We start from the raw sequence: 18,579 nt of genomic DNA, 5'->3' as shown, positions 1-18,579 counted from the left end.
GGAATTTAAAGGAAACACTTCACTGCGAACCACAGCGTATACACTAATACGTGAGGATGAAGGGTTAGGATCGACGTATCAATTACCTTTAGAAGCAAGTTATGCACGAAGGCTGATATGGATTAATGCAGCAAGCATTGGTGAGTCTATGGTAGCTTTAACATTAATACATAATATAAGTAAACGCTACCCTGACGTTCGTTTTCTAGTAACTTCTTGGACTAACAGCTCCGCTAAAATATTAACTGCCAAATTACCTAAAATAGCAGTTCACCAATTTTTACCGATAGATAATATTATTTTTACTCGAAAATTTTTAAGAAATTGGCAACCTGATTTAGGCATTTTTATAGAATCGGAATTATGGCCGTGTACTATTAATGAGGGAGCAAAGCAGTGTAAATTACTACTAGTTAATGCTCGTATTTCCGATAAATCGTTTAAAGCTTGGCTAAAAAGAAAAAGCTTTTTTCAGCTTATTCTCAAAAATTGCAGTAAAATTATCGTGCAAAGCGAACGTGACTTACAAAAATTCAATGAACTTGGCGTATCAGATGCAGTGAATTTAGGCAATATTAAATATGCCAACGAAAAACTTCCGGTGAATCAAGAAGAGTTATCAAAATTAAGCTTACATTTAGACAATAAGCGAGTCGTGCTATTTGCCAGCACTCACCCCGAAGATGAAGAGGTGATTTTGCCTATAATCAAAAACCTAAAAGAGCAGTTTTTAGACTGCTATATTATCTTAATTCCAAGACATCCTGAGCGAGTTAAATCAATTATCGATAATTGTAAGTCACATAATTTATCCGCTACCTCTAAGTCGCAAAATGATTTACCTGTTTTAAGCGATGATCTTTATATAGTTGATAGGTTCGGCGAAATGGGACTATTTTTTTCTATAGCTACAATTTCTTTTATCGGCGGTTCTTTTAAACAAGGCGGGCATAATATTTTAGAAGCAGCATATTTCTCTAATTGTATTATATTCGGTCCCGATATGAGCAAAAACACTGATATCGCTAAAGGCGTACTGCAAAATGAAGCAGCTATCCAAATCAAAAACGGTGAAGATTTACTAACTAAACTAACATATCTACTCAGGTCTAATAATGCTCTAGCACTTACATCTTACCGCGAAAATGCTTTAAAATTTGTTAAGGACAACCAAAAAGTCCTAGATGAATATTTAAAAGTAATTACGAAGTTTCTTTGATAGAATTTAACTAAAAACTCTATAGTAAATTCAGGATCTACGTGACTGATTGCTATACTTCCGTTATTTTCTAGTATTTTCTTATTCAAATACCTATAATACCCACTACTTATAGGCACAGAACATAATTCACCTTTATAAACGGTTAAGACCGGATACCATTGGTTATGAAAAATTATAGGTGGGTTTGGCAACGATAACTTATTTAATTTTCCGTCTCTACCGTAATGTATCTTTAAAAAGCAGGATCTGCTTTAGGCATGTTTGCTCCATCAGAATATTTTAAAATTAGCGAAATATCAAAAGTTTCTCCTGTATCTTCTGTAGTATCAGGGACAATCATGCTTCTAAATTCTTTAATCTTAACTATACGCTTGTTATTTAATCTTAATGTTAAGGAAGCTTCAATTGTCTCTTCCAACACAATACCGCACTTATAACCGTTTTCGGTTTTAAATTCTTTTTGAATAACTTGACGCTTAGTAGGTTCAGAAAATATAAAATTTTCCTTACCGGTGCTGTTAAAAATCACTTCCTGGACCGACGACTTCTATTGTACCGATTGTCACTTTATAAGTGTTTGAAAGGGTTTTAGCTCCAATCTTTGCACTATCTACCAGTTTTTTTCCGTATATTTTAGCCTTTTCTCTTTTAGAGGTAGGAGTATTAGGGGGAGTTTGCTCTAAAGGGATCTACACGATTAGTTGTCATCGACTGAGTGGGAGTACTCGTATTACCTCGAGACGAAGGATGCTTTGTTATATAAGTTATTTTACTTTCGGCATCAGTACCGAGTACTGCTATTTGTCCACTTCCTATCTTATAGGCGTTGTCTATAATTGTACTTCCTGTGACGGTAACTTTTACTGCCCCTTCTACTGCTTTATAACATGCATAACCGGCACATACTATAAATAACTTCAAGCAATTCGGCATCATTATCACTATAATTAGCTTGTCTCCTACGATGCTCTTCGGCAGCATAAATTTGTACAGCATATTCCTCTTTTATCCTTGACATAAAATGCTCTTCATTTAAACTAAAAATAACAATTAATGTAAGATTTTCTACGATTAAGTCAATATAAATCTTTTATTATAAAGTAAAAAACCGAAAATTATTTATTAATAGATAGTTGATTGTAGTTAGAGAGATATTATAAAAATACGAGTTTAGAATAAGCATTTATCCTAAATTCACCTTTGTTTGCTTTGAAAAGGTGTGAGTGAGTATTCACGAGTTTTTTACTGTCACCTAGTTCAATTGACCACGGAAAGGTATTATTTTGCGTGGATAGAAAAACGTATTCGGTGTCATACCGTGGTTTGACCACGGTATTCATAAAAATAACTAGTATTAGGTGTTTTTATATTTTTACTGGATCCCGCGATCAAGTCGCGGGATGACGGATAGAATTGTGTCTGCACAACAATGCATGCTCGCAATGACGATTTGGTATCCACACGGGCATGACATTGAAGCTATGAAACAAGCCCATTAACCTTGCGTAATGGCAGCTACTTCATCGGCAAAGTTTTTTTCTTCGTGTTCTATACCTTCACCAAGTTCGTATCTAATAAATTTGGCAATTTTAATTTCTGCACCGAGTTCTTTTTCAGCATTTTTAATTACTTCCGCAACGGTAAGTTTAGGTTCAAATAAGAAATTTTGCTGAAGTAATACAACCTCCGAGAAGAATTTACGTATTCTACCTTCTACCATTTTTGCTATAATATTATCAGGCTTTCCTTCTTCTTTAGATTTTTCAAAAAATACTTTTCTCTCACGCTCTACGAGTGCTTGATCCAAGCTTGAATCATCTATACTTTGCGGGTTATTTCCTGCTACATGAACAGCAATTTGTTTAGCTAAAGCTTCTAGTTTTGCTTTATCTTTTGCGTTAGACGCAAGACCTACTAACACGGAAATTTTTCCTAAATTCGGTACAACTTCATTATGCACGTACGAACCAATTGCTCCTTCAGATATCTCTAATATATCCATACGACGTAATGTTAAATTTTCACCGATTGTAGCGATATTTTCTATAATTTCTTCTTCAACTGATTTACCGCTTTGCATTTTAAATGTTTTTAGCATGTCTATAGTTTTTGCAATTACTGCAAGATTTGCAATATCCTTAACTAGATCCTGAAACTGCTCATTTCTAGCAACAAAATCCGTTTCGGAATTTACTTCAATTACCACTCCGGTAAGCCCATCAACTTTTGCAGCCGTTAAACCTTCAGAAGCAATGCGTCCGGCTTTCTTTGCAGCAGCAGCTAAACCTTTCTTACGAAGAAAATCAATAGCTTCTTCAAAATTACCGCTGGTTTCTATTAATGCTTTTTTGCAATCCATCATACCTGCACCGGTTTTTTCTCTTAATTCTTTAACTGCTGCAGCACTTATATTTATTTCACTCATACCTTACTGTCTCCTTAATTATTATATTTGGCTTGGGTTGTAGCTCGCAGAACGCCCCCGGTGTCACCCCGTGGCTTGCTCCTGGGGTCCATAAAAACAATTTAAAATACTAATTATTAATATTAGTATTTTAAGCTGGATCCCGCGATCAAGTCGCGGGATGACAATGGGAAATCCGATCCATGCAACAACACTTATGCATTATCAGAATTTTTATTTTCATCGGCATCATTTAATGCTTGCTCAAATTCTGTATTTGTCTCTTCATCAATATTTTTCGTTTTAGAGAATTTTTTAGCTTGTTTTAATTTAGAAACATTTTTAGAAGTTAACCCCTTATCTGTATGCTCTTGCATAGCACCCATATCAACTCCTGAAGCTTTCATTGATTCTTCAAGTCCTTGTAATGCCGCATCTGCAAATAAACTACAATAAAGTCTTATTGATCTTATAGAATCATCATTACCCGGAATCGGATAATCTACATTATCAGGATTAGAATTAGTATCAACTACTGCAACTATAGGAACATTAAGCTTTACCGCTTCATTAATTGCGATATGCTCTTTATTAGTGTCAATAACTACTAGAAGATCAGGTTTAGAATTAAGATTTCTAATACCGGCAAGAGATAGAAGTAATTTATCTTTCTTACGGCTCATATCGAGTATCTCTTTCTTAGTATAACCCATAAGTACTTCTTCGTTTTCTAAGGTTTTGTCTAACTTATTTAGCTTTTCTATTGAACCCGCAATAGTTTTCCAGTTAGTTAGCATACCACCAAGCCATCTATGATTTACGTAATACTGCCCGCATTTTTCGGCATATTCCGCTATAATATCGCTTGCCTGTATTTTAGTACTTACAAATAATATTTTACCGTCTTTTTTTACGGTTTCATATATTGCATTCAAAGCAATGCTCATTAAAGCGACACTTTGTCTTAAATCGATTATATGAACATCATCACGTTCACCATATATATAAGATGCCATTTTAGGATTCCAGCGTGAGGTCTTGTGACCGAAATGCACGCCCGCATCTAATAATGCTTTAATATTAACAGATGGTATTTTTGACATTTTTAAATTCTCCTAATTGTTAGTTTATACCTCCGTAAGATGTCCATTCTAATGAACTAACATATATCTTACGTGTGAATTTTTTGCTTAAGTTTTGGATAATCGTCATTGCGAGCAGCCGTAGACTGCGTGGCAATCTCATCAAATATCCTGTGAGATTGCTTCGTCAATTATTACATAATTTCCTCGCAATGACGACTTACAAGCCCATAAATTATATACGCATATTGCGTAATTTACAAGCTTTTATTCTTTTCGCCAAATAGTAGTACCATCAGGTTGATCTTCTAGAATTATTTTTTCCTCTAATAACTGGTTACGAATTTGATCGGCTAATAACCAATTTTTTTGTTTTTTTGCTTCCAAACGCTTATTTACAAGCTCATTTATATAGAGTGCATCCACACCGCTATTAAACCACTCGTGTGGAGTCTTATTCATTAAACCAATAAAATTAGCACAAGTAATAATAGCAGAGGCGTTAAGCTGCCTTTCTTCTTCAGTTTTAGAAATAAAAACACCTTTAGCGTAGTCATTAATGATTTTAACGGCAAGCGGCGTATTCATATCATCAAGTAAGCTTTGCATGAAATCATGAGGTAAATCTATTTTCTGCACATTAATATTTTCTATAGCTCTATACCAATAATCTAAAGTTTTCTTAGCATCTTCTATAGCTTTATCATTATAATCAAGAGGACGCCTATAGTGACTACTTAATAAAAATAACCTTACTACTTCTCCTTGAATTTGTTTATCCATTAAATCCCTTACAGTAATAAAATTACCAAGAGATTTACTCATTTTCTCACCGTTAACCGTTAGAAACCCATTATGTACCCAATATTTAGCATAGGTAGAACTTGGAAAAGCACATCTACTTTGAGCAATCTCATTGGTATGATGCGGAAAGATTAAATCTGCTCCGCCGCCATGAATATCAAAATTCTCACCTAAATATTTGTAGCTCATGGCTGAACATTCAATATGCCATCCAGGACGACCAAGTCCCCAGGGGCTTTCAAAATTCATATTTGCCGATTCATTTTGCTTTGCCGGTTTCCATAATACAAAATCTTGTGGATTTTTTTTGGTTTTACTATTTTCTACATGCACTCCCTCAAACATTTCTTCTAAATTTCGGTTAGATAATTCCGTATAATTTGGCGCTGATAAAACATCAAAATAAACATGATTATCAGCAATATATGCGTGATCTTTTGCTATTAAGCGTTCTATTATTGCGATCATTACATCAATATGCTTTGTAGCTTTCGGCTCAATACTAGGTAGCATACAACCTAAATATGCCATATTTTTATGAAACTCTTTCGTAACTTTATCAGTCAACTCATCGATAGTAATACCAAGTAGTGCAGCTCTATCGATAATTTTATCGTCAACGTCCGTAATGTTACGTACATATTTTACTGCCTTCTCACCGAATATTTTTATAACTATACGATAAAGTAAATCATATACTACTCCCGACCTACTATTGCCTATATGAGGATTATAATAAACAGTCGGTCCACATACATACATTTTTACGTTAGCTTGATCTTGAGGATTAAAAACCTCTTTAGTACGACTAAGAGTGTTATATAAGTGAAATTGAATTTGCATATTTTATATTTACCAAAAACTGAAGTACATTTCTTTCAAAAGTAGTATTACATACTCCTGTTGAAAAAAGTTTAAAATTCGGAGTATACATTAGCTTGTGATATATTAAACACATTGTGGCTAAAAAATTCATTGGTTAACAAAAATTAGTCATTAATAATTCACATAAGTTAGCAAAAGTTATATAATTCGCCTCGTTTGTATTTAAAAAATAATAACTAATCGAGGTTTGAATGAATGTACAAAATTCCCACTCAAAAAAATATGTTTTAACTTTTTTCATGTCAACATGTTTGTTGACTAGTAGCTTTTTAAGTACAAGTGCTAGAGCGGCAAGCTTTAAAGATTTAGTTAGTAAAACCCCGGCATGGGAAAAGCACAATTCAACACAGCAACAAAATATTTGGAAAGATTTGACTCCAAATGAAAAAATCAAAAAATGGCAAGAAGCAGCTTTAGTTCCTAGTTTTACTCAAGCACAAAATGATCTAGGAATAAAGTATAAGGAAACAGATTTATCAAGTTTTTTAGATAATACTAGACATAAAGCAAGACAAGCAAGAGCTGAAATTTTATTATACATCGAAAGAGTAAAACAACAGGATTTTGATACAAAAAAACAAGAATATATTAATCAAGGTGTAGTTCCTACAGATATAGAAGCAGCAACAAATCTTGGAATAAGTTATGACCCTAGGAAAATAGACAATAATGTAGAACACGATCAAAAGGTACGTCGTGCAGAAAAAGACAAAAAAGCAGTAATCGAACTATATATCAGCTCAATAAACAGAGATATTAAATACAAACATTATGTTGATAATAATATTATCCCTGAAATGCAAGAAGTAAGGACTGCTCTTAACATGAATAAAGATGATGCACAATCTTTTGTTGCTTCAATAAGAACTAAAATTATGGAAAACGCACAGGGACAATATATAGCCGATAGCCATATTCCTACAGAAAAAGATTTAAAAAAGAAGTTTGGTATATCTCGTGATGATAATAGAGATGGCTATATTAAGTCAATAAGACTTAAAGTTATGGACAAAGAAAAGCCACAATATATAGCCGATAGCCATATTCCTACAGAAAAAGAGCTAGAGCAGAAATTTGGTGCTGATAAAGGTGAGGCAACAAACTATATCGCATCAATAGCAACTCAGATGATGCTTGGTAAAAAATCGTACTATATAGATAATAATATTATCCCTAACGCTGACGAATTAATGAATGCATTTAAGATAGGGCCAGTAAAAGCAACTTCTTATATAAACCAAATAAGAGCCGGAATAGAAGCAAACCAGTTGCTAAACAACAATGATACTACTAAACCATCTACCGGACGCTCTCAAAAAAAGAGCGGAAGCAAAAACGACCATTGGTATATGTCAAATCAAAGTATAAATAGAACATCTTCACAGATTTTCACGGGTAGAGAAAAGAAACAACGATATTTTTTTGATCCTATAAGTACTTTTAAAACTCACTTTAATACCAAAACAAGTAAGAGCAATTTAACGCAGTCTCAACAAAATATAAATAGAATAATACAACAAGAAGAAAATATTGAAGAATTTAAAAATCTTATTAAAACAGATCCTATAGCAGCACTAAATCTTCAAGTAGATAGTAGTTATAAACAAGAAGCAGTAACGACTATCTTAAGTGATTTTAATGATGCTACTATTCAAAGGGTATTATTTAGCAATGATAAGGGACAATTAGATTTCAATACCAATATTGACGTTAAAAATAGACCTATTTTACAAGAATTATTAGAAAATAGTTCTTCTGAAGAAAAAACTAAATTTGCTGAAAGAATTCAAGACTATGCAACACGAAATATATCTAATAGTCAATTTGAAGAAAAGGCACGATTAGATCTTATCAAACTAGCAGCAAGTAAAGATAAGAGTTCAGTAGAAAACTTTTTAACTCTGCAATTAGAGTTAAAAAACAGAATGCAACCCTATATTGTAAATAGCGTCTATATTTTAACACCAGAAATAGTAAACGAAATAAATATAGAACTAAAAAATAAAGGGCTAATAAGAGATAGTTTAACTAAAGACTATATGATTAAACTAGCCAAAGAAGTAACTAACCACACATTAAATTCAGTAATTAAAGTAATATTATCTGATAGTAACATACTCAGCAATGAAACCAATAAAATTTTAGGGTTAGCAGTAGGTAATAATTCAAATAATTTAGAACAAACACAAAGCGGCATTCCGACTCCACCACCTCTACCGCTAAATGGAGGTATTCCAAATCCGCCTCCTCTACCGCTAAACGGAAGCATGCCACCACCACCGCCCTTAAATTCTCAAGGCTTTAGTAGCAACTCTAAACATTTTGATTTAAATCAGTTACAAGCAGAATATCCTCACATACATTCATTATATATTCAGTTTACTCACAATACTACTGTTCAATCAAAAGTATCACTTCAACCTACAGCTTCTAGTGCAACCAGCACAGGCAGAAGCACGCCAGAGACAGCTTATGCCAAACTATATGCAGAATATAGAACTGAAACAGGAGGTACAAAAGCTAATGATTTACAAGATCAGCTTATAAAAAGACAAGCTGATCTTACAAATGTTATACGTCAAATATTAACAGAATCATACGCCAACCAAGGAGCTGACGAGAAAACTCTTGTAAATTTATTTAGCATTTCAACCCCTGAAATCACAGAAAAAGCTAAAGAAGCTTTTAACACCCTTGTTCAAGACCAGTATATAAAAGATATAACCGTAAATGGTAAGAAAACAATAACAAGCGAAGAGATAATTAAAAATCTTTTCAATGAAGACACTGATGATGCAGTAAACCGTATTTTATTATCGTCATGTAAAATATCTGAAGAATTAAAGAGACCTATTAAACTTGAATTCAATAAGTCAAAATTGATTAGAGAGTTACAGGGCAAACAAAATCCGTTTGAACAATTAGAATTTGCCTATATTAATGCAAAAAACTTCGATCAAGATATATTTGGCAATAGAGTCGAAGAGTTAATTAACAACCCTAATATATTAACTATAGTACAACAAGCTACTTTTTTAATAACAGAAGATACAAACTTAAGAAAAACAATTAATTCTGATCAAGCACAGGCTAAACTTGATGATTTAAGAACAGCTATTTTAAGCACAATAAAATTTGAAGAATTAATTACAGCAAATTTACCTCAACATGATTTTATTGCTATAGTAAAGGAAAAAGACCCCAAATTATTAAAAGAGTTTTTACAAGCTACTACTATCAAACTAACAGGTAATAATAATTTAGATCAATTAAGATTAGCTTTGCCTTCATTTACAGGCATGAGCAATGAACAAATAAGAATTCTTGCTAGTAAATTAAAGATGCCTACAATATTAAAAGCTCTTAAAGAGTGCTCGCAAGCAAAAGCTACAAAACACATCCATACCGGAAACATGCCACCACCACCACCGCCACTGCCTGATTCACAAGATTTGGAATTAGCTTATCTAACAAGTTTAGGGATTACTAAATTCAAGGCAAATACATCTACTTTTAAAAGAACTCCAAAAACTTATCACTTTAGCTCCGATATAGCTTTAAGATATAAAGAATTTACTTTATCAGGACAAAAAGCAGCAGGATATAAAGCAAAATACTCCGATGCCGATTTATTGCAAAAAGCTATAGTGGAATCAGTAGCATTTGAGCATTCAAAAAATTTATCTAAAGCTCATCAAAATAATAAGTATTTTGAACAACTCCAAGAAGCAGTCGACACTATGCACTCTCACTTTATAGGTCCTAGAACTGAAATAGGGCAAGAAGTACATAATATTTATACTTCTAAACTTTTGGAATTAACAAAAGATAAAGAATTTATTAAATATGTTGAAAATAATAATAATATTATACTCAGCCAAATTAGCCAAAAATTAAAGGAGGCGTTTACTTCCGCTGACTCTGATTTTATAGATTCTAGCACTGAACTAGGACAAAAAATACATAATATTTATATACAGCAATTGACAAAATATCCAGAGGAAGCGGTAAAAGAGGCATTTAATACTGCTCACCCTGATTTTATAGGTCCTAGAACTGAAATAGGGCAAGAAGTACATAATATTTATAAATCTCAACTTTTAGAGTTAGCAAAAGATAAAGAATTGTTTCTACCTATTCAACAAGTACTAGTAGAGTCTAATGAACTAGAACAAAAATATGGTAGTGATATTCAATCAGAAAATAGTAACAATGAACAGGAAGTAGGACGTTTAGATCAAAAACAATTACGATTATTCCAACAAGAAAACGAAGCTACAAATGACGAATCCTCAACAAAGGATGATACACAACCTGAAGATAGCAATAAACAGTCAGAGCAATCTGATTCAAAAACCGCTTTATCACCGAGATTATTGAGTTCTAACGATAGCAAAAATGATAAATCATCAAATGACAAAAAATCACTTCTAGCATTAAGATCTAGTGATGAAGACGATAAATGGTATGCAACTGATGAAGAAGAATTAGAAGAAAGCAATAGCACCACTGACGAAGAATTAAAAAAAGATATAGTTTTAGAAAGCGAAGATGAAGCTATCGATGTGTCATTCAAAACTGAAGCAATTACAGAACAAGATGAGGTGACACAGAGACAACAGGTATCTGATGATACTAGTGGGAAAGTAGCAATATTAGTTCAGGCGACTTCAACTCTTCACAAACCTGTTCACTATAATATAAATGATAGATTAACGGTTGCTGCAATAGGGGCCAGTGATGAAGAAACTAGTATAAACAGAGGGGTATGGATTAGCGGCTTATACGGCATCAACAAACAAAGAATTTGGAAGAATATTCCAAAATATCAAAATCGTACAACCGGCATAACTATCGGGACTGATGCTGAATTCATCAATAGTCATGATGTTATAGGAATAGCTTATAGCCGTTTGGAATCCCAAATTAAATATAATAAAAAACTAGGGAAAACAGCAGTTAACGGTCATCTTTTAAGCATTTACAGTCTAAAAGAACTAATTAAAGGTTTCTCATTGCAGACTATAACATCTTACGGTCATAATTATATTAAGAATAGATCTAAAAATATTAATAATATAATTGGAAAATATCAAAATAATAATTTAAGTTTTCAAACTTTATTAAATTATAAATATCGTACAAAATACGATTTACATTTTATTCCTAATATCGGTTTTCAATATGATTATTCAAGGGCTAGCAACTATAAAGAGTATAATGTAGATATAGAAAATCTCATGATTCAAAAGAAATCAAATCAATTATTTGAAAGTACCCTTGGCGGTAAAATAGTGTTTAAGCCTATAGTGACCACAAACAATATAGTATTAACACCAAGTTTGTATGGTAATATTGAGCATCACTTCAATAATAAAAATACAAAAGTTAATGCAAAAGCGACTTTTAAAGGACAAACATTACAAGAAACAATTATTACACTAAAACAACCTAAGCTTGGATATAATATCGGTAGTAATATAATTATGAGTAGAAAAAATATCAATGTTCTACTTGAGTATAATTATTATACGCATAGAAAGTATCAAAGCCATCAAGGACTTATTAAACTAAAAGTCAATTTGTAAATCACCAATAGAAAATTTAAATAAGGATAAGCTTTTCCTAAGAGCTTATCCTTTCTTAATGAATAAACTTATTAACCAAACTCCTACATAGAATACTGGAGTACTAAATATAGTAAAAAATAGTTTAAATGAATAGCTATTAAGTACAAGATGACCTAATTGGTCAAAAGGAAAAATATTAAATAAGCTCATAATCCCAATTACAATAAAAGTATCGATAAATAAAGAAATTGCCGTACTAAAATTATTTCTTATCCATAAATAGATATTAATATCAACAAGTTGAGCTATATAACGGACAAAAGTTGATACTAAAAAAGATATTAGTAGCTTCCAATTTATCCATGAGACTTATTATTAAACTACTATTATATTAAAAATAATAGCAAGCTTTACACAAAAATTGGCTCTTTCTTTACCGTAAAACTCAGCTATTAAATCCGTTAATAAAAAAGTTAACGGGTAAAAAATTGCTCCTATAGATAATTCAAGAATATAAAAATTAAAAATATTAAGGTAAACAAATTTTTGCTATATTAAGTTTCCTACTATAATAAGGACTGTAAAAAACGTACATAAAATGATATAAATTTTTTCTTTTATATTAATTCTATAGACATTTCTAAAATTATTTTAGGTGTAAAAATATTGCTGTACTCTAATAATATATATTGGGAGTTCTGAAAACTATACTAAATTCTCTGATGTCATACCATTGATCCATAGGTGTTGTTACATGACTCCTGTTATGTCATTCCCGCAAAAGCAGGTCCAGTACTTTTATCTGTCACCCTGTGGTCAAGCCACGGGGTGACACAGTGGATTTTACCGATCCACGCAACAATACCAACAAAGGTAGACAATGATAAGTATGAGAGATATTACTAAGATAAAGCTGTCACTATTTAGCTATAGGTAAACTATTTTCTGCTTGATTTTCTTCAATTTCATTAATCTTAGAAACTAAATCAGATTTCTTTTTTGAGGAAAGGTTAGCAAGTACTATTGCATTTATTAAAAATAATGTTGTAAGTATTATAGTACTTTTAGTAAGAAAATTACCGACTGTTTTAGCACTGACTACTCCCATATTATTACCGCCGCTTATACTACTAATTCCATCCGATCCGCTACGCTGCATCAGAATAACTATAATTAGCAATATTGCAATAGTAATATGTACAAAAAGAAGAATGTCTATCATATAACAAAATAATCGTTACCGTATTTTAAATGTAAATCATACATTAGTTTTATATTATTTGCAACTTAGCTTTATAAAATAACCATAATACTATAATAGTATCTGACAGAAACTAGACTAAAATCAGCATATGAGTTTTTCAAGAAAGGTTAAAAACTCACAAAGCTTAGGATGTGTGGTGGTGCTACTAGGGGGAATCGAACCCCCGACCTCTTCATTACCAATGAAGTGCTCTACCCCTGAGCTATAGTAGCAAGATTATTTCAAACCCTTTTTGCCACATATTTGTCATTAAATCAAGAAAAATTTTGGAAATTCGTTTACTCTTTACAAAAAAGCTCTTATTCAATCTCTTCATTCGCTCCACTTATATGTACCCCATAAGATGCTACTGTAGTTTCATTAGCATGCATCCCAAATTCTTTCTGTAAATAATCACTTAAAATCTTTAGTGTTTTTTCTTTGGTTTGGCATGCTAATATCATTTTATTATCTTGTACTAACTTGTGTAATTTGGGTATCTCTTCTGCAGTAACAAGCCCATTGCCAAACAACCATTTTCTTCTTATTGTAGAAGGTCAGCCGTTACACTCGTAGTAACTCTATGACATGTACCGAATAAGTCTAGATCTATCCTTGAAATTGCTTCGTCACTAGTTACTTCTTTAAAAGTTCTGGAATGATTGATGTATCCTCAGAGATACTGGCAAAGACTAATCCCTTTTCAGTTATTTTATGTTCACAAGCATCGCCATAGTAATAACTCTTAGGTTTAAAGACTACAATTTTGTTATTAAATTCAACTAGGTTTGCAGGTTTTGTAATTTTTTTTCATATTTTATCTAAACTTCTATTTTTGTACAAAGATAAGGCAATCAATGCAAAAATACAGCTTAATATGACATAATAAACTGCTGAGGTTACATGCCCTGTTTTGTGTACTAAATATTCAAAGACAAGAGGCGTAGTACCACCAAAAATACTTGTAGCAGTGTTATATGCAATAGAGAGAGCAGTGTTACGTATATTTGTAGGATACAATTCTGCTTGTAATGCCGGTTCAGGACCGATATAGCTAGCAGCAAGTATAGCAAGCATCAATTGTGAGATAATTACACTTGTGAAGGCCCCATTCTCAAAATTATTAAGTAGAAATGGCGTTGTTACAATAATTATTATCAGATTAATTACAAAAATTTTCCTGCGACCTATAATATCGGATAGATAACCGCTTAATAAAGTTACGGCTATCATAATCACGTAACACACGCTAGCAAGGCTATTTACCTCATTTTCAGTAAAGTTGCGGCTGATTTTTAAAAACGATACCAAGTAAATTGTAGTTAGATAGAATATTATCGAACCGGGAGCATTGATAAAAATCGAGATTAATATATCAAACCAATAATTGGTAATGACTTTTTTTAACGGTGATTGTAAAATCTTTTTCTGCTCTCTTAGATTTTTAAAATTCGGTGTTTCGTGTGTATTTTTTTTAATATAAAATGCTGCAAAAAGAATAAAAAAACCAAGTAAAAAAGGTATTCTCCAGCCAAAACTATCAAATTGTGAAGCTGTTAGGATATTCTTAACGATATAAGAAACAAAAGAACCAAGCAATAAACCGGAGCATATACTAGACATTGAAATACTACCGGTGAAGCCTTGGTGTTTATGGCTAGTATGCTCAATAACAAAGGAAATAGAGCCGGTCAAAACTCCCCCCATTGATAATCCTTGTAGAATTCGTACACAAATCATTAATATAGTCGCAGTTATACCGATAGTATGGTAAGTTGGTAATATTCCTATTAATACGGTTGGGGCAGACATGCAAAATAACGCACTAGTTAAGGCTACTTTGCGTCCAAATCTATCACCGATAACACCAAAAAATATGCCGCCCAACGGTCTGGCCAAATAACCTATAGCAAATACTAAAAAAACTTGCAGTAAAGAAGTATTAGCATCATCATTTGGAAAAAATTTTGTTCCTATTATGGGTGCAAAATAACCGAATAATATATAATCATACCATTCAAAAGTGTTAGCGATACCGCTTGAAAATACTAGTTTACTGCGATTCATGTTTTCTATTCATAGCTTTTTTTTCAGAATATATTATAAACAAGGTGGTAGGAATTATTATTACTGCTCCATGAAGTGTGCTTTTATCAGGAAATTCGTTAAATATGAAATATGCCGCTATTACCGAAATCACCAGCTCTAAATATCTATAAGGAGCGGTAGCGGTTGCATCTACCATGGAAAAAGCTTTAAGCAGGAAGAATAATATTAAGCTTCCGCTACTACCGAGTACAAACAATAAAGCTAATTCAAAACTACTAGGAGTTAACCAACACTGCGATGCTACAGGTAACGACACTACAGCAGTTACTATTGCCGAATAAAATAGCATGCTAATCATCGATTCTTTTATTACGAATTTTTTATTAAAAATATCAAGCATAGCAAATGAAATAGCCGCTAATACAAAATACAAAATTTCTGGGTTAAAATCCTCGGCATGCGGTTTAAGCGTAACAACAAGTCCTATAAATCCTACTACGGTAACTACCCATCTTGGCCAAATAATATTTTCGTTCAGAAAAAATACAGCAAGTATTAAAGTAAATAAAGGAATAGAAAAACTTACGACTGTTGCAGTAGTAACGGGAGCTATGGTAAGACCGTAAGTCCAAGAAGTCATACCAAAAAATAATAATAACCCTCTTAATATATGTACAAAAGGACGACTTGTTTTTAAAGTATTTTTACCATAAAAAACAACAAAAGGTAGTAAAACTATGCTACTGAAAAAGAAGCGGAAAAAAGCTACTTCAAAGCTATGTAAACGAGTCCCAAGATATTTAGATATTACATCATTGGCACTACTACTTACTAAACTAAGTAAAAACCACCCTATACCGGTTAAATATGTTTTTAATGCATCATTCATTAATATGCTCCAATAATTTCTATAATTTTACTTAAATGTCTTGACTTTTAGCATAAAAGAATTCTATCTTTTATGACAAGTGGTATAAATATATAAACAAAAATTTTATATAATAATACGGTAATCAATTTTAAGCAAGTAAAGGTTATAATTATATGTTAAGAATAGTGAAAAAATTAGGGATAATTTTGTTTGTATCGACCATAAGTATTAATAGTTTTGCTAAAAGCATGTATGATGATGTAGACTCTGCTTCTGACTATGATAGTACACCGTATTACGAAAACGAAGGCAGTTTAGTTTTCAAGATGCGTCTAGGAGGTGTTGTTTCAAGTGCTAAGCAAAAAGGATTACCTACTCCTACCTCTCCTCAACCTGTTTCAGTAGGAGAAGTGGCAAAAAACGGTTATGGAGGTGATGCGTCCACTACTATATTCTTTAATAATTATTTAGCTACTGAATTATCACTTGGCTTTAATGTTTTACGCACTAAATATACATCCCTTGCAGCCATTGCTCATAATTATGGCGTTGATAATGTTAAACTAGGAAAAAACAAACCTATTTATATGATTCCTGCAACAGTTACCGGACAATTTCATATAGCTCCTTACGGTGGAATAAGACCATATATAGGTATAGGTTATCACGGTTCTTATATGCTGACTCAAGCTACCGGTCTTAAAATTAGAAACGGACACGGTGCCGTAGGACAAATAGGTGTAGATTTTTATGCTAAAGATGATACTTTAATCAATATTGACGTAAGACAATTTTTCTTAAATCCTAAACTTGAGTATAAACCGAATTTAGTAGGTAATAAAACCATGACCTCTAAAGTTAAACTTAATCCTTTAATAGTTTCTATAGGTATAGGATTTACTTTTTAGCCTTGTTGCATGGTTCTTGAAGCGTATTTGTCATCCCGCGACTTGATCGCGGGATCCAGTTTTTTTATTTTTTTTGGATACCGTGGTCAAGCCGCGGTATGACACTAAATAGCTAATAATATAAACATACATTCACCTATGTCCCTACAAATTATCCAGTTATTATACTTAGTTGCAGCTGTTTGCTTTATTCTATCACTCAAATTCTTATCCTCACAGAAACAAGCACTTTTAGGCAGTACCATAGGTATTTTGGGGATGGCGATAGCAATCATCGTTACTTTTTTCCTACCGGATTTTACTCATAAATTACCCATTATAGCAACCATATTATTAGGTGCTGTAATCGGCGGGATTATCGCACTTAAAATCTCCATGACGGCAATGCCTCAATTAGTAGCGGGATTTCACTCTTTTGTCGGTCTTGCTGCGGTATTTGTAGCTTATGCTACAATACTTGCTCCTGAAAATTTTTCTATAGGAATAGCAGGAAGTTTACCGATTAATGCATTAATAGAAATATCAGTAGGCGTCTCTATCGGTGCTTTAACTTTTAGCGGTTCGATTATAGCTTTTCTAAAACTACAAGGCTTAATGAAAAGTAGCCCGTTAAAATTCTACGGTCAGCAATATATATGCTTATTAACGGCAATAATATTGGTTATTCTAGTAATATCGTTTATTCGTTCAGAGAATATATTTTTATTTAATCTAATAGTCTTTTTATCACTGTTAATCGGAGTATTACTAATAATACCGGTAGGCGGTGCAGATATGCCTGTTATAGTCTCAATGCTAAATTCTTATTCAGGTTTTGCGGCAGCAGGTATAGGCTTTACGCTTAGCAATAGCCTACTTATTATTACTGGAGCATTAGTCGGTAGTAGCGGAGCTATACTTAGCTATATAATGTGCAAAGCGATGAATCGCTCATTAATTAAGGTTATTTTTGGGGCGTTTTTGCCTGCACCTACTGGAATTAACAAGGATATAGACGACAATAAAATAGCAAAAACAAGCTGCCCTGAAGACGCGGCACATTTACTACTTAATACATCATCGGTGATAATTGTTCCCGGTTACGGTATGGCAGTAGCCCAATCTCAGCATATCATAAAAGAGATGGTTGATATATTAGAACGTTCAGATATTAATGTACGTTTTGCCGTACATCCAGTAGCAGGTAGAATGCCGGGGCATATGAATGTTTTACTTGCAGAAGCTAATATAGATTATGAGAAAGTACTTGAGCTTGAAGAAATTAATAGAGATTTCGCTACCACTGACGTAGTGCTTGTGATTGGTGCAAATGACGTAACTAATCCTGCTGCTAAAAATGATCCGAACAGTCCAATTTACGGTATGCCGGTACTCGATGTCGAAAAAGCACGTACGATTTTGTTTATTAAACGTTCTATGGCATCAGGATATGCAGGTATAAAAAATGCGCTATTTTATCACGATAATACTTTTATGTTATTCGGCGATGCTAAGAAAGTAGTTGAGGAGATAGTTAAGTTTCTAAATGAAGATTGACTTAA

Annotated in this window: 13 protein-coding genes, 1 tRNA gene and 1 pseudogene; 4 read left to right on the top strand and 11 right to left on the bottom strand. The window is 32.7% G+C overall.

The annotated features are described in order from the left end of the window. On the top strand, nt 1-1,219 hold a 1,219-nt coding region (gene waaA / locus TENJIKU01_RS04810), incomplete at its 5' end, for a lipid IV(A) 3-deoxy-D-manno-octulosonic acid transferase (RefSeq protein ID WP_064429404.1). Nucleotides 1,220-1,454: 235 nt separating this feature from the next. Here waaA and TENJIKU01_RS08945 read toward each other — a convergent pair. The 5 genes from TENJIKU01_RS08945 to cysS all read right to left on the bottom strand — a co-directional run bounded on the left by TENJIKU01_RS08945 (nt 1,455) and on the right by cysS (nt 6,355). Continuing rightward, the gene (locus TENJIKU01_RS08945; protein WP_227779989.1) at nt 1,455-1,751 is read right to left on the bottom strand and encodes a hypothetical protein; all 297 of its coding nucleotides are present in this window, start codon (nt 1,749-1,751) and stop codon (nt 1,455-1,457) included. 134 nt (nt 1,752-1,885) lie between these two features. Next, complete coding sequence (locus tag TENJIKU01_RS04800) at nt 1,886-2,218, bottom strand: hypothetical protein (RefSeq protein WP_227779987.1); 333 nt, start codon at nt 2,216-2,218, stop codon at nt 1,886-1,888. 499 nt (nt 2,219-2,717) lie between these two features. Next, nucleotides 2,718-3,647, bottom strand: coding sequence for a translation elongation factor Ts (tsf, locus tag TENJIKU01_RS04795; RefSeq protein ID WP_064429403.1), 930 nt, complete (start codon nt 3,645-3,647; stop codon nt 2,718-2,720). A gap of 194 nt (nt 3,648-3,841) precedes the next feature. After that, nucleotides 3,842-4,729, bottom strand: a complete 888-nt coding sequence (gene rpsB, locus TENJIKU01_RS04790) for a 30S ribosomal protein S2 (RefSeq protein ID WP_064429402.1) — start codon at nt 4,727-4,729, stop codon at nt 3,842-3,844. A gap of 246 nt (nt 4,730-4,975) precedes the next feature. Next, nucleotides 4,976-6,355, bottom strand: coding sequence for a cysteine--tRNA ligase (cysS, locus tag TENJIKU01_RS04785; RefSeq protein WP_064429401.1), 1,380 nt, complete (start codon nt 6,353-6,355; stop codon nt 4,976-4,978). A 233-nt stretch (nt 6,356-6,588) separates the two neighbouring features. Between cysS and TENJIKU01_RS04780 the strand changes: the two genes are divergently transcribed. Beyond that, nucleotides 6,589-11,985, top strand: coding sequence for an autotransporter outer membrane beta-barrel domain-containing protein (locus tag TENJIKU01_RS04780; RefSeq protein ID WP_172795043.1), 5,397 nt, complete (start codon nt 6,589-6,591; stop codon nt 11,983-11,985). A 45-nt stretch (nt 11,986-12,030) separates the two neighbouring features. Here the strand turns inward: TENJIKU01_RS04780 and TENJIKU01_RS10235 are convergent. The 6 genes and pseudogenes from TENJIKU01_RS10235 to TENJIKU01_RS04755 form a co-directional block, all read right to left on the bottom strand. Then, nucleotides 12,031-12,420 (bottom strand): annotated as a pseudogene (locus TENJIKU01_RS10235) (VUT family protein). Nucleotides 12,421-12,886: 466 nt separating this feature from the next. Beyond that, nucleotides 12,887-13,189 carry a preprotein translocase subunit SecG gene (gene secG, locus TENJIKU01_RS04775; RefSeq protein ID WP_004996773.1) on the bottom strand — a complete coding sequence of 101 codons (303 nt, stop codon included), beginning with the start codon at nt 13,187-13,189 and terminating at the stop codon, nt 12,887-12,889. A 179-nt stretch (nt 13,190-13,368) separates the two neighbouring features. Further along, nucleotides 13,369-13,443 (bottom strand) — tRNA-Thr (locus TENJIKU01_RS04770). An 87-nt stretch (nt 13,444-13,530) separates the two neighbouring features. Next, nucleotides 13,531-13,743 carry a hypothetical protein gene (locus tag TENJIKU01_RS04765; RefSeq protein ID WP_064429399.1) on the bottom strand — a complete coding sequence of 71 codons (213 nt, stop codon included), beginning with the start codon at nt 13,741-13,743 and terminating at the stop codon, nt 13,531-13,533. A gap of 277 nt (nt 13,744-14,020) precedes the next feature. Then, on the bottom strand, nt 14,021-15,277 hold the full coding sequence (locus tag TENJIKU01_RS04760; protein WP_064429398.1) for an MFS transporter: 1,257 nt from the start codon (nt 15,275-15,277) through the stop codon (nt 14,021-14,023). Continuing rightward, a complete protein-coding gene (locus tag TENJIKU01_RS04755; RefSeq protein ID WP_064429397.1) occupies nt 15,264-16,148 on the bottom strand; it encodes a DMT family transporter in 885 nt (294 codons plus the stop codon). The genes TENJIKU01_RS04760 and TENJIKU01_RS04755 overlap by 14 nt, the downstream gene beginning before the upstream one ends. 155 nt (nt 16,149-16,303) lie before the next feature. Between TENJIKU01_RS04755 and TENJIKU01_RS04750 the strand changes: the two genes are divergently transcribed. After that, the gene (locus tag TENJIKU01_RS04750; RefSeq protein WP_064429396.1) at nt 16,304-17,038 is read left to right on the top strand and encodes an OmpW family outer membrane protein; all 735 of its coding nucleotides are present in this window, start codon (nt 16,304-16,306) and stop codon (nt 17,036-17,038) included. Nucleotides 17,039-17,176: 138 nt separating this feature from the next. Next, complete coding sequence (locus TENJIKU01_RS04745; RefSeq protein ID WP_064429395.1) at nt 17,177-18,574, top strand: NAD(P)(+) transhydrogenase (Re/Si-specific) subunit beta; 1,398 nt, start codon at nt 17,177-17,179, stop codon at nt 18,572-18,574. Nucleotides 18,575-18,579 lie beyond the last annotated feature (5 nt).

This window comes from Rickettsia sp. Tenjiku01, from assembly GCF_001653015.1.
GTDB lineage: Bacteria > Pseudomonadota > Alphaproteobacteria > Rickettsiales > Rickettsiaceae > Rickettsia > Rickettsia rickettsii.
The sequence above is the reverse complement of the archived record's forward strand: the minus strand, read 5'-3'. Positions and strand labels throughout refer to the sequence as shown.

Excerpts from the sequence above, each read along its gene's own strand:
- TENJIKU01_RS04800 (WP_227779987.1), bottom strand. The coding sequence starts at position 2,218 with ATGCTGTACAAATTTATGCTGCCGAAGAGCATCGTAGGAGACAAGCTA.
- tsf (WP_064429403.1), bottom strand. The coding sequence starts at position 3,647 with ATGAGTGAAATAAATATAAGTGCTGCAGCAGTTAAAGAATTAAGAGAA.
- rpsB (WP_064429402.1), bottom strand. The coding sequence starts at position 4,729 with ATGTCAAAAATACCATCTGTTAATATTAAAGCATTATTAGATGCGGGC.
- cysS (WP_064429401.1), bottom strand. The coding sequence starts at position 6,355 with ATGCAAATTCAATTTCACTTATATAACACTCTTAGTCGTACTAAAGAG.
- TENJIKU01_RS04780 (WP_172795043.1), top strand. The coding sequence starts at position 6,589 with ATGAATGTACAAAATTCCCACTCAAAAAAATATGTTTTAACTTTTTTC.
- secG (WP_004996773.1), bottom strand. The coding sequence starts at position 13,189 with ATGATAGACATTCTTCTTTTTGTACATATTACTATTGCAATATTGCTA.
- TENJIKU01_RS04760 (WP_064429398.1), bottom strand. The coding sequence starts at position 15,277 with ATGAATCGCAGTAAACTAGTATTTTCAAGCGGTATCGCTAACACTTTT.
- TENJIKU01_RS04755 (WP_064429397.1), bottom strand. The coding sequence starts at position 16,148 with ATGAATGATGCATTAAAAACATATTTAACCGGTATAGGGTGGTTTTTA.
- TENJIKU01_RS04750 (WP_064429396.1), top strand. The coding sequence starts at position 16,304 with ATGTTAAGAATAGTGAAAAAATTAGGGATAATTTTGTTTGTATCGACC.
- TENJIKU01_RS04745 (WP_064429395.1), top strand. The coding sequence starts at position 17,177 with ATGTCCCTACAAATTATCCAGTTATTATACTTAGTTGCAGCTGTTTGC.